The 11533-nt window shown below is 63.0% G+C and carries 14 protein-coding genes; 6 read left to right on the top strand and 8 right to left on the bottom strand.

Annotated features, from left to right (window positions below; genetic code table 11):
• Positions 1–36 precede the first annotated feature (36 nt).
• The 5 genes from ACMGG8_RS26620 to ACMGG8_RS26600 form a co-directional block, all read right to left on the bottom strand.
• Positions 37–474 (bottom strand): LTXXQ domain-containing protein, encoded by a 438-nt coding sequence (locus ACMGG8_RS26620; RefSeq protein WP_016965847.1) that lies wholly within the window; start codon positions 472–474, stop codon positions 37–39.
• Between the two features lie 138 nt (positions 475–612).
• Positions 613–1290: a response regulator transcription factor gene (locus ACMGG8_RS26615; RefSeq protein WP_016965848.1), complete on the bottom strand. Its 678-nt coding sequence runs from the start codon at positions 1288–1290 to the stop codon at positions 613–615.
• Between the two features lie 7 nt (positions 1291–1297).
• Complete coding sequence (locus ACMGG8_RS26610; RefSeq protein WP_016965849.1) at positions 1298–1708, bottom strand: translation initiation factor 2; 411 nt, start codon at positions 1706–1708, stop codon at positions 1298–1300.
• A 110-nt stretch (positions 1709–1818) separates the two neighbouring features.
• Positions 1819–2118, bottom strand: a complete 300-nt coding sequence (locus tag ACMGG8_RS26605; RefSeq protein WP_060838104.1) for a YciI family protein — start codon at positions 2116–2118, stop codon at positions 1819–1821.
• 1 nt (position 2119) lies between these two features.
• Complete coding sequence (locus tag ACMGG8_RS26600) at positions 2120–2716, bottom strand: septation protein A (RefSeq protein ID WP_108544757.1); 597 nt, start codon at positions 2714–2716, stop codon at positions 2120–2122.
• A gap of 87 nt (positions 2717–2803) precedes the next feature.
• On the opposite strand from ACMGG8_RS26600, the gene ACMGG8_RS26595 reads away from it, so the two are divergent.
• From ACMGG8_RS26595 to rluB, 5 genes are all read left to right on the top strand, one after another.
• Positions 2804–3664 carry a PHP domain-containing protein gene (locus tag ACMGG8_RS26595; protein WP_016965852.1) on the top strand — a complete coding sequence of 287 codons (861 nt, stop codon included), beginning with the start codon at positions 2804–2806 and terminating at the stop codon, positions 3662–3664.
• Between the two features lie 13 nt (positions 3665–3677).
• Positions 3678–4307 carry an L-threonylcarbamoyladenylate synthase gene (locus tag ACMGG8_RS26590; protein WP_042941347.1) on the top strand — a complete coding sequence of 210 codons (630 nt, stop codon included), beginning with the start codon at positions 3678–3680 and terminating at the stop codon, positions 4305–4307.
• 120 nt (positions 4308–4427) lie between these two features.
• A complete protein-coding gene (locus ACMGG8_RS26585; protein WP_173655933.1) occupies positions 4428–5126 on the top strand; it encodes a segregation and condensation protein A in 699 nt (232 codons plus the stop codon).
• Between the two features lie 12 nt (positions 5127–5138).
• Positions 5139–6146, top strand: a complete 1008-nt coding sequence (gene scpB, locus ACMGG8_RS26580) for an SMC-Scp complex subunit ScpB (protein ID WP_060838106.1) — start codon at positions 5139–5141, stop codon at positions 6144–6146.
• Between the two features lie 242 nt (positions 6147–6388).
• Positions 6389–7579 (top strand): 23S rRNA pseudouridine(2605) synthase RluB, encoded by a 1191-nt coding sequence (rluB, locus tag ACMGG8_RS26575; RefSeq protein ID WP_060838107.1) that lies wholly within the window; start codon positions 6389–6391, stop codon positions 7577–7579.
• Between the two features lie 162 nt (positions 7580–7741).
• Here rluB and ACMGG8_RS26570 read toward each other — a convergent pair whose 3' ends face one another.
• From ACMGG8_RS26570 to ACMGG8_RS26560, 3 genes are all read right to left on the bottom strand, one after another.
• Entirely contained in the window at positions 7742–8707 is a 966-nt protein-coding gene (locus ACMGG8_RS26570; RefSeq protein WP_235758747.1) for a leucyl aminopeptidase, read from the bottom strand.
• A gap of 63 nt (positions 8708–8770) precedes the next feature.
• A complete protein-coding gene (locus ACMGG8_RS26565; protein WP_016964425.1) occupies positions 8771–8908 on the bottom strand; it encodes a hypothetical protein in 138 nt (45 codons plus the stop codon).
• Positions 8909–9182: 274 nt separating this feature from the next.
• Positions 9183–9539: a hypothetical protein gene (locus ACMGG8_RS26560; protein ID WP_235758745.1), complete on the bottom strand. Its 357-nt coding sequence runs from the start codon at positions 9537–9539 to the stop codon at positions 9183–9185.
• Positions 9540–9934: 395 nt separating this feature from the next.
• Between ACMGG8_RS26560 and ACMGG8_RS26555 the strand changes: the two genes are divergently transcribed.
• On the top strand, positions 9935–11356 hold the full coding sequence (locus tag ACMGG8_RS26555; RefSeq protein WP_060838109.1) for an amino acid permease: 1422 nt from the start codon (positions 9935–9937) through the stop codon (positions 11354–11356).
• Positions 11357–11533: the final 177 nt, after the last annotated feature.

Below are 11533 nucleotides of genomic sequence, written 5' to 3'. Positions count from 1 at the left end.
CGCAGGCCACTGGGCTGGGGGATGGACGCTAACGCATTATTGCGCTTTTTGCGGTTGTTGCGCTTTCCAGGCCTTGAACTCGGCCCATTCGGCGCGACGTTCCTCTTGTTTCTTCACGATGGCGTCGAATTCTTTCTGCTGCTCGGGCTTGAGCAGGGCGCGGATGTCAGCCTGGGTTTTCTGCTGTTTGGCGGCCAGTTCGTCTTTCATGGCTTTCTGGTCGGCCGGCGAGAGTTTCTCCAGGTATTTTTCCACGACGGCCTTGCGGTCGTGCATTTGCTCGCCCATCAGCTTGCCGATCTGCTGGCGTTGCTCACGGCTCAGGTCCAGTTGACCGAAGGGGCCTTTGCCGCGCATGTGCTCGCTGTGCCGTGGACCGTCCATCGGCCCCATCGGGCCGTTGCCCTCAGGCATGGCCATGGCCACGGTTGGCAGGGCGGCGGCGAACAACAGAGCGATCAGGGTCTTGCGCATGGTGTGTCTCCTTGTCTCATTCCCGGTAAGTTCCGGATGAGTTCAGGTTACCCAGATCAAGGTCAGCGGCGGTCAGTGGAGGGTAAAGCTTGGGTAAAGACGCCGGGCCGGCGTCCTGACAATGGCGTCGGGACGCGGTTACAGGCTGTAGTAGTAGCCGCGGCTGCGCAGGGCAACGATGCGCGGGCGACCATCTGGGTGGGGGCCGATCTTCTTGCGCAGATTGCTGACGTGCATGTCCAGGCTGCGGTCGTACAGGGTCAGCTTGCGGCCCAGCGCGATCTGCGCCAGTTCCTGCTTGTCCAGCGGCTCGCCAGGTTGCTTGAGCAGGGCCTCCAGCAGGCGACTTTCGGAAACCGTGAGACTGATGTCCTGCTCGTCAATGGTGGCCACGCCGCGAATCGGGCTGAAGCACAGGTCGCCCAGCTCCAGCTGGCTGGAAGCCGCCACCGGGTGGCTGCGGCGCAGGACGGCGCGCAGGCGGGCAGTGAGTTCGCGAGGGTCGCAAGGCTTGGCCAGGTAGTCGTCGGCGCCCAGTTCCAGGCCGAGGATGCGGTCCAGGGGCTCGCCGCGGGCCGAAAGCATCAGCACCGGCAGGTCGGGGTGGTCGTTGCGCAGTTGCTTGAGCAGTTCCAGGCCGCTGCCGTCGGGCAGCATGACGTCCAGCACCACGGCTGCCGGGGCCGCTTCGGCCAGGGCCCGGCGTGCGCTCAAGCCATCGTGGCAGGCACGTACTTGAAAGCCTTCCTGGCCGAGCCAACTGCTCAGGAGCTCGCACAGCTCCTGGTCATCATCAATCAGTAACAGGTCGCTCATGAATCACTCAATTTAGCCATTGTCGACGCTTGCGATGCCCGCCACTGGCGAAGATACCGCAGAGCAGGGCGATGAGGGCCACGCCGCCGCCAGTGACGAACCATTGCTGCTGATCGGTCAGCAGTCGCGGCACCGGGTTGGCCTGGGCCTCTTTGAGCTGCAGCTTGAGGCGCTGGTTCTCCTGGCGCAAGCGGGCCAGCTGTGGGCTTTCCCGTTCGGCGTCGGCGCTTTGCAATTGTTTGCTCAGCTCTTCTCGCAGGCGCTCGCTCTCTTTCAAGCGTTGCTGCAACTCGGTGATCTGACTGCCGGCGCTCAGGGACAGCGGCGTCGAATGGCCGGTTTCCTGGGTTTCCTCGGCAAGGGCCGGAGCCCCGATCGACAACATGACCAACAGCAGGCACAGCGGACCTTGGCGCATCGAAACTCCTGATTCCAATCGAGTGTTGGGCAGGTTGTCGGCCGTCAAACGAGAATAATGAGCGATTGAGAACGCGATGGACCCTGAAGGTTCATCGCGTCGGGGAGGATTTACGGCATCGATTGCCTGAACGGCTTGACCAGCACGTTGGCGTAGACGCCGGCAGTGACGAAGGGGTCGGCCTCGGCCCAGGCCTGGGCGGCTTCCAGGGACTCGAACTCGGCGACGATCAGGCTGCCGGTGAAGCCGGCGGCGCCGGGGTCGTTGCTGTCGATCGCCGGGTGCGGGCCGGCCAGCACCACACGCCCTTGCTCATTGAGTACTTGCAGTCGCTCCAGGTGCGCCGGGCGTGCGGCCAGGCGTTTTTCCAGGGAGTTGGCGACGTCTGTGGCAATGATTGCGTAAAGCATGTCAGTCCTCGGTTTTCGGGGTAGTGGGATCGGCGTCATGCAGGTGGCGCGACAGGTAGATGCCCTGGCCCACCAGGAATAGTACGGTCATGCCCAGGCTGCCGAAGACTTTGAAGTCGACCCAGATGCTCTGGAAAGTGAAGGCGACGAACAGGTTGGCGGCGCCGCAGAACAGGAAGAACGCGATCCAGGCGATGTTCAGGCGGGTCCACACCGGATCAGGCAGGGTCAGGGCGTGGCCCATGATGCGCTTGATCAGCAGGCGGTCGCCGACGAAATGGCTGCCGATGAAGGCCAGGGCGAACAGCCAGTTGACCACCGGGGCTTTCCACTTGAGGAAGGTTTCGCTGTGGAAGGCCAGGGTCAGGCTGCCGAAGACCAGGCAGGCGACCAGGGTCAGCCATTGGCTCTTTTCCAGTTTGCGCTGGGAAATGAACAGCGCGCCGTACACCACCAGGGAACTGATGATCAGCACCGCCGTGGCGCTGTAGATGCCGCCCACGGTGACTTCGTGCCCGGCCAGGTCGACGACCCGGGGATCGATTTTATAGACGATGAAAAACAGGAACAGCGGGATGAAGTCGATGAATTGTTTCACAGTGGCAGCCAGAAGCAGGATGTGGCGGCATAATAACAAACATCCTTGGTCGCGAAAGCGCCAGCTGACTTGAGGTTTTAACATCCTGTGAATGTCGATTTGCACTGCCATAGCACGGCCTCCGACGGCGCCCTGGCGCCTGCGGTTCTGGTTGCGCGTGCGTACGAGAGAGGCGTGCGAATCCTGTCCCTGACCGACCACGACACCCTCGAAGGGCTGGACGAGGCCCGTCAGGCAGCGGCGCAACTGGGCATGCAACTGGTCAATGGCGTCGAACTGTCCTGCACCTGGGGCGGCGCCACTATTCATGTGCTGGGCTACGGATTCGATACCCGGGCTCCGGCCCTGGTGACAGCCATCGAGAAACTTCACGCAGGGCGCTGGCTGCGTTCCGAGGAAATCAGCCGCAAGCTGGCCCTCAAGGGCATGCCGGGCGCTTTGGAAGGCGCCCGGGCCATCCAGCAGGAGCTGGGAGACAGCGGCAACGCCCCGGCGCGGCCGCACTTTGCCGACTACCTGGTGCGTGCCGGCTTCGTCAAGGACCGCGCCGAAGCCTTCCGCAAGTGGCTGGGGGCGGGAAAGCTGGGTGACGTCAAGCTGCACTGGCCCACCCTGGAGGAAACGGTCGGCACCCTGCGCGAGGCCGGTGCCTGGGTCAGCCTGGCCCATCCCTGGCACTACGATTTCACCCGCAGCAAGCGTCGCCGTCTGATTGCCGACTATATTCAAGCCGGTGGTCATGCAATCGAAGTGGTCAATGGCCATCAACCTGCGGAGCAAGTGGGCAGTTTGGCTATTCTTGCTCGTGAATTCGGACTGCTGGTCAGCGCCGGCAGTGACTTTCATGGTCCAGGAGGCTGGTCCGAGATCGGCGAATACCGCCCGGTACCCGAGGATCTGCCACCGCTATGGTGTCGCTTCAAACATGAGCCAATTATTGCCGCCTGAACAGGTAGAGACAGTGAGTCAATTTTTCCAGATCCACCCGGAAAACCCCCAGCCGCGCCTGATCAAACAGGCCGTCGAGATCATCCGTGGCGGTGGCGTGGTGATCTATCCCACCGATTCGTCCTATGCGGTCGCCTGCCAGATGGGCGACAAGGCGGCGATCGAGCGGGTGCGCCGCTTGCGGCAACTGGACGACAAGCACAACTTCGCGCTGATCTGCAGCGACCTTTCGCAGTTGGGCCTGTTCGCCAAGATCGACACTGGCACCTTCCGCTTGCTCAAGGCCCATGTGCCGGGGCCCTATACCTTTATCCTCAATGCCACCCGGGAGGTGCCGCGCCTGCTGCTGCACCCCAAGCGCCGCACCATCGGCCTGCGGGTGCCGAGCAACCCGATTGCCCTGGCGCTGCTGGCCGAGCTGGGCGAACCGCTGATGAGCGTCAGCCTGATCATGCCCGGCGACACCGAGGCCCTGAGCGATCCCTATGAGATGCGCCAGTTGCTGGAGCATCAGGTGGACCTGATCATCGACGGCGGCTTCGGCAGCACCGAGTCGTCCACAGTGATCAGCCTGGCCGATGGCGAGCCGGAAGTGATCCGCGTCGGTTGCGGCGACCCTGCGCCGTTCATGGCCGAGGCCTAGATGTCCGCAGTAGAAACCGTCGACGAGCAGGCCGGTGCCCAACAGGAGCTGCCATTCGCCATGGTCTACGGCCAGGCGGTCATGGAAATGCCCCTGGACCTGTACATCCCCCCGGATGCCCTGGAGGTCTTCCTCGAAGCCTTCGAAGGACCGCTGGACTTGCTGCTGTACCTGATCCGCAAGCAGAACATCAATATCCTCGACATCCCGGTGGCGGAAATCACCCGCCAGTACATGGGCTATGTGGAACTGATGCAGTCGGTGCGCCTGGAGCTGGCCGCCGAGTACCTGGTGATGGCGGCGATGCTGGCCGAGATCAAATCGCGAATGCTTTTGCCGCGTTCCGCCGAGGTCGAGGAAGAAGAGGACGACCCGCGGGCCGAGCTGATCCGCCGCCTGCAGGAATACGAGCGCTTCAAGGCCGCCGCTGAAGGCATCGACGGCCTGAGCCGGGTTGGTCGCGACGTGGTGGTGCCCAAGCTTGATGCGCCCGAGGCTCGGGTGCGCAAGCTGCTGCCGGATGTGGCCCTGGAAGAGTTGCTGATGTCCATGGCCGAGGTGCTGCGCCGTGGCGACATGTTCGAAAGCCACCAGGTCAGCCGCGAGGCCCTGTCTACCCGCGAGCGCATGAGCGATGTGCTGGAGCGGCTCAAGGGCGGCGGTTTCGTGCCCTTTGTCGAGCTGTTCACCGCCGAGGAAGGGCGCCTGGGGGTGGTGGTGACCTTCATGGCGATCCTCGAACTGGTCAAGGAATCCCTGGTCGAGCTGGTGCAGAATGAGCCCTTTGCGGCCATCCACGTACGGGCGCGAGCCGAATAACGAGCTTAAATCATGAACCTGAATGAACCCCGCGAGCTGGCCTCCCTGCTCGAAGCCTTTCTGTTGGCCTCGGGAAAACCCCAGTCCCTGGAACGCCTGTTCGAGCTCTTCGAAGAAGCCGAGCGGCCGGACCCGGCCGTCTTCAAGAAGGCCCTGGCCCTGCTGGGCAAATCCTGCGAGGGGCGGGCGTTCGAGCTCAAGGAAGTGGCTTCCGGCTATCGCTTGCAGATCCGCGAAAAGTTCGCGCCCTGGGTCGGCCGCCTGTGGGAGGAGCGCCCGCAGCGCTACTCCCGTGCCCTGCTGGAGACCATGGCCCTGATCGCTTACCGCCAGCCGATTACCCGGGGCGAGATCGAAGATGTGCGCGGCGTGGCGGTCAACAGCAACATCGTCAAGACCCTGCTCGAACGCGAGTGGATTCGGGTGGTGGGCTACCGTGATGTGCCGGGCAAACCGGCGATGTTCGCCACCACCAAGGCCTTTCTCGACCATTTCAACCTGAAGAACCTCGACGACCTGCCGCCGTTGGCCGAACTGCGGGAGATTGAAGCCGAGCCAGTGCTGGAGTTCGATGACGCCCCCGTGCCCGAGCACTTGCAGCAACTGGCCGACGCCAGCGCGGAGCAGGAGGAGCCCAAGGAAGAAACCAGCTTCCATACCCTGTTGCTGGAGCTGGACTCCATGGAGGAGGGGATCAAGACCGACTTCGACGACCTGCATCGCGATGGCGCGGTTGAGCCTGGGAACTCGGAGCCGCTGTTCGATCACCCGGAGGTGCAAGCCGAGCCTGACATCCCAGGTGACGACTTGGATGACTCCCATGAGTTTGCGGTCGAGCCCGAAGCAGAGCCGCAGGGTGCAGCCGAGGACGATGTGCTGGGTGTCGCCGAGGCCCGGGCCAAATTGCTGGCCGCCGTGGCCGCGCTGGAGCCTTCGCCACCGCAATTGAGCGAAGAAGAAGCCGAAGCCCTGGCCCTGGCCGAAGCCATCGAGAACGAACGCCGCCTGCTGGACGACTGACCTTGCCGGCGAAGGCGTCAGTCGGTGCGGCGCATGACGTGCCGGCCAGCCGGCTCCCACGGCGATGCCGGTCACCGGTTGGCGGAAAAAAGCCCGGGCGGCGACTTATCAACTAGTCTGTGATGCGCAATCGCCGCCATGAGCGTATGATTCGCGACCCTTTGGCGATCCCTTCGCCACAGAACCTGTTTTCACGTCTTCAGGCCGCTCTAGCCTGAAGCGCTACACCGGGAGGTGCCCAGATGAGCGATACCGATCAGAACGACCAGGAAATCCGTCCAGCCGGCGAGAAACTGCAGAAAGTCCTCGCCCGCATCGGCGTCGGCTCGCGCCGCGACGTCGAGGCCTGGATCAGCCAGGGCCGGATCAAGGTCAACGGCAAAGAGGCCACCCTGGGCCTGCGCGTCGACCTGCATGACGCCATTTCCATCGATGGCAAGGTGATCAAGCGCGAAGAGGCCGCCGAATCGGTGCGCCGCGTGATCATGTACAACAAGCCCGACGGCGAAATCTGCACCCGTGACGACCCGGAAGGCCGTCCGACCGTGTTCGACAAGCTGCCGCGTCCGCGGGAAGGCCGCTGGATCAACATCGGCCGCCTGGACATCAACACCACCGGCTTGCTGATGTTCACCACCGACGGTGAGCTGGCCAACCGCCTGATGCACCCGTCCTACGAGATGGACCGCGAGTACGCGGTGCGCGTGCGTGGTGAAGTCGACGACGAGATGATCGAACGGCTCAAGGCCGGGGTCATGCTCGAAGACGGCCCGGCCAAGTTCACCGACATCCAGCAGGCGCCCGGTGGCGAAGGTTTCAACCACTGGTACCACTGCGTGGTGATGGAAGGGCGCAACCGTGAAGTGCGCCGCCTGTGGGAATCCCAGGGCCTGGTGGTCAGCCGCCTGAAGCGCGTGCGCTTCGGTCCGGTGTTCCTCAACTCCGACCTGCCCATGGGCCGCTGGCGCGAAATGAGCCAGTACGAAGTCGACGTGCTCAGTGCCGAAGTCGGCCTGACCCCGGTGGCCCTGCCGCAGCTCAACGCCAAGTCCAAGGACAAGCTGGAGCGCATGCAGCGCAAATCCTCGCGTCCGGTGGGCAAGAGCGAGCGCGTGCGCACCCTGCGTCCGGCCACCGGCGCACCGGCCAGCCCGCGTGCTTCCCGCGAGCCGCAGATCGAAGGCGAGCGCCCAGGGCGCAAGCCGGCGGCCCGTCAGGATGGTGAGCGCGCGCCACGCGCGCCGCGTCCGGCCAGCGGTCGGGGCACGCCGGTAGCCGAGCGTCCGGCGGACACCAAGCGTCCGGCCAAACCGGCACCGAAGTCCAAGCGTCCAAGCCCGGTGCTGGACAAGGACGCGCCGTCCGGCAAGCGTCGTGGCGCCCCGGCCGGTGCCGGCCAGCGTCCCGGCTTCGGTCGTCGCAAGCCGGAGTAAGCGTCGGCCAGCCGACAACAACGCCAACCCTCGGGTTGGCGTTTTTTTTGCCCGGTGCTTGGTGGGCGCCGGCTTGCCGGCGAACAGGCTCTCAAGTCCTGGGCCTGGGGCATGATCGTCTTCGCTGAAAAGCCAGCGTCTACCCACCAGCCTGCGGTTGCGCTAGAAGGCGAACTGGCCGTCGAACACCGGTTTGTTGTCCACCGCCAGCACCCCTGAGCTGAAGATCAGATCCAGGTGGTGGCTGCCCTTGGCGCCGCCTCCCAGCCCCAGGTGCAGGCCGCAGTGGCGCTCCTCGAAGCCGGAATTGCGCCCGTAGAGGGACCTGATGCCTTCGTTGGTGCCGATGCCCAGCTCCTCGATGCGCCGGTTGGACGGGTTGGCATCCAGGTATTTGTTGAAGTCGTTGGCCAGCCCGGGTACCTCGGTGGCGACCCTGGTGATGCTGGAGTTCTCGATCCACAGCTCCAGCGGTGCTTGCAGTACCCCGTATTTACGGGCGAAGGGGATGGTGCCGAGGAAGGTGCCGAGAAACTTCACATGACCGTTGATGGCCTCGCTGTGGGTGGCGATTTCCCCGGGTGCCAGGTCGTAGTTGCCGACGCCGTTGATGTCGGTCCATTTCTTCACGTTGCTCAGGGGTGTCTCGAAATATGAGCCCTGGGGGTCGCTGAAGCTCAGGGTCGAAGCCTGGGACAGGCGGCGGATCAAGGTGGCATTGAGGTCGGCGATACGCTGCGGCTCGACGCTGAAGGTGTCGTAGAAGTACTCGCCGTAATCCTTGAACAGCAGCGACTTCTTCCAGTGCTCGGCCATCAGTCCGTGCAGCGGGCGGAGGAACTCCGGACCATCGGGGCGGGGCTGGGCCAGGGTCGAGGAGTCGTAGAAAAAAATGTACAGGTCGCAGTCGATGATCGCCCGGGCCAGGCGTTCGGCCGGCTCCAGGTCCAGGCACAGGGCGCTGAGCGTCAGCGGCGTGGCCTGGCGCGCCTGTTCGAGGATGGCACTGACCATGGCCTGGTAGTCGGCGGTGTGGCCGAGCACCACTTTCTGCGGTCGGGCGTTGCTCAGGGCCGGGTGGCGTTCGAGGTAGTACAGGAAATGGCGGATGGCGCGGGTCTGGTCCATAAAACCTCCCTGGAGGACAAAGGTGACCGGGGCAGGCGCAAGGCCTGCTCCGGTCCGGGCGCCTTACATTGGCCACATCGCCGTGCCGAACGGCACCACGGCGTCGGCCTGCATCATTTCCACGGCTGCATCATGAGTGGCCGCTTCGAACCACTCGTCCAGTTGCAGTTCGGTTTCCAGGTCTTGTTCCAGTGTTTGCATGGTGACTCTCCTAGATGACATAGCGCATAGCAGTCCATTGGCAGAGCGGATCAACAGCGGTGAACGAGATGCTTGCACAGGCTGCGCAGCCGCTCCTCGTACCTGTCGGACGAGGCATCCGGCAAGTGGCTGGAAACCTAGTTCAGGGCATTTTGAAGTGCAAAAAAATATTTAGATTATTTTCTACTGAACTTTATTTTCTATTTTTGTGCGAGCTATTTATCGCCTGAAAACAAAAAGCTAAAGCACTCCCGGCGGCGCCGCGGTCGGCGCGTCAATTTGCAGTCGCCGGGACGGATGATCTGTCTTGGCAAGTTAACGTTACGCGCTGTAAAGAAAAAATGACGAAATGTTGCGTGTTGCGCCCTGAAACGGCACGGGTCGTGGCGCTGTAAGGAAAAGCTGCCGGCGGACCGTGAGCCATCTGCTTGCCGAGGCTCTGGCCCGCTTGTTCCGGAGCGCCAAGGCGGGTGAGATGCACACCTGCCTGCGTACAGGTGCATAACAAGAAGGAGGCGCAATGAACGCCGTAACCGACTTTCACCGACACCCTTCGAAGGGCGATGGTCATCGCACCTTCATCGACGACCCCACGCGGTCCGTCCAATGTTCCGCCGCCGATGTCGAGCATCGAGCAGGCCCCGCAAGATCCCGGTTACCGGCACGCTGATACAGCGGTGTCTGGCGGCAGGGGGTCAGGGGTGTACAATGCGCGGCGTTTTAACTGTGACCCAACTGCGTACCCGCGCATTTTGCGTCTGCGTCGCGCGTTTCAGCCTGCCCCGAGGGCGCTGGGAGCCGCGCTGCCGGGCCAATAAACTCAAGGTTATCCACCTTGTTCACTCCGCCGCGTCACGAGCGTGGTGGGTTCGATTTCGTCACAGATAAAAACAAACAGGTGACGCATGACCGTTAGAAAAACGCTGAATTTCGGGTGCCTGCGCTGGGGTTTGCTCCGCGCCGCTTAAGCCTCATCGGGCGGCAACGTCTTGCAAACATCATCAAACCTTGCGTGAGAACCTTTTCATGAGTGGACAAAACTCGCATTCGGGCGAGCTGAAACGCGGCCTGAAAAATCGCCATATTCAACTGATCGCCCTGGGCGGCGCGATCGGCACCGGTTTGTTCCTGGGCTCGGCCGGGGTACTCAAATCCGCTGGCCCATCGATGATCCTCGGCTACGCCATCTGCGGTTTCATCGCCTTCATGATCATGCGCCAGCTGGGCGAGATGATCGTCGAAGAGCCGGTGGCCGGTTCCTTCAGCCACTTCGCCCACAAGTACTGGGGCGGCTTCGCCGGTTTCCTCTCCGGCTGGAACTGCTGGATTCTCTACATCCTGGTGGGCATGTCGGAGCTGACCGCGGTCGGCAAGTATGTGCACTACTGGTGGCCGGACGTCCCGACCTGGGCCTCGGCGGCGGTGTTCTTCGTGATGATCAACGCCATCAACCTGGCCAACGTCAAGGTCTTCGGCGAGGCCGAGTTCTGGTTCGCCATCATCAAGGTGGTGGCCATCGTCGGCATGATCGCCCTGGGCAGCTACCTTTTGGTCAGCGGCCATGGCGGCCCGCAGGCCTCGGTGAGCAACCTTTGGTCCCACGGCGGCTTCTTCCCCAATGGCGTCAGCGGCCTGGTGATGGCCATGGCGATCATCATGTTCTCCTTCGGCGGCCTGGAAATGCTCGGTTTCACCGCAGCTGAAGCCGACAAGCCGAAGACCGTGATCCCCAAGGCAATCAATCAGGTGATCTACCGCATCCTGATTTTCTACATCGGCGCCCTGGTGGTGCTGCTGTCGCTGACCCCATGGGACACCCTGCTGGTGACCTTGAACGCTTCCGGCGATGCCTACAGCGGCAGCCCGTTCGTCCAGGTGTTCTCGATGCTGGGCAGCAACACTGCGGCGCACATCCTCAACTTCGTGGTCCTGACCGCGGCGCTGTCGGTGTACAACAGCGGCACCTATTGCAACAGCCGCATGCTGCTGGGCATGGCGGAGCAGGGGGATGCGCCGAAAGTCCTGGCCAAGATCGACAAGCGCGGTGTGCCGGTGATGTCGATCCTCGCCTCGGCGGTGGTGACCTTCGTTGCCGTGGTGCTCAACTACCTGATCCCGCAGCACGCACTGGAACTGCTGATGTCCCTGGTGGTGGCGACCCTGGTGATCAACTGGGCGATGATCAGCTACTCGCACTTCAAGTTCCGCCAGCACATGAACCGCACCGGCCAGACCTCGCTGTTCAAGGCCCTGTGGTACCCCTATGGCAACTACGTCTGCCTGGCATTCGTGGTGTTCATCCTCGGCATCATGCTGATGATCCCGGGCATCCAGATCTCGGTGTACGCGATCCCGGTGTGGGTGGTGTTCATGTGGGTCTGCTACCTGATCAAGAACAAGCGCAGTGCCCAGCAACCGCTGCAGGCGGCCAGTGCTTCGCTGAAGTAAGCGCGGCCCCGGCAAGGACTAACCCGGCTCCGGCCGGGTTTTTCATGCCTGTGATTCTTGGCGGGCTTGGATTGCTTGCGCCGGCAGGCCGCCTGCAAGTGTGTGCTGGGCGGCGAAGAGGCCCGCCGGAGCCCAGGTAATGGGCGTATCCTGTGGGCCCTGAAAACGGATTCCTGT

Source organism: Pseudomonas sp. BNK-45 (assembly GCF_047456255.1).
GTDB lineage: Bacteria > Pseudomonadota > Gammaproteobacteria > Pseudomonadales > Pseudomonadaceae > Aquipseudomonas.
This window is presented reverse-complemented; position numbering and strand designations above follow the sequence as displayed.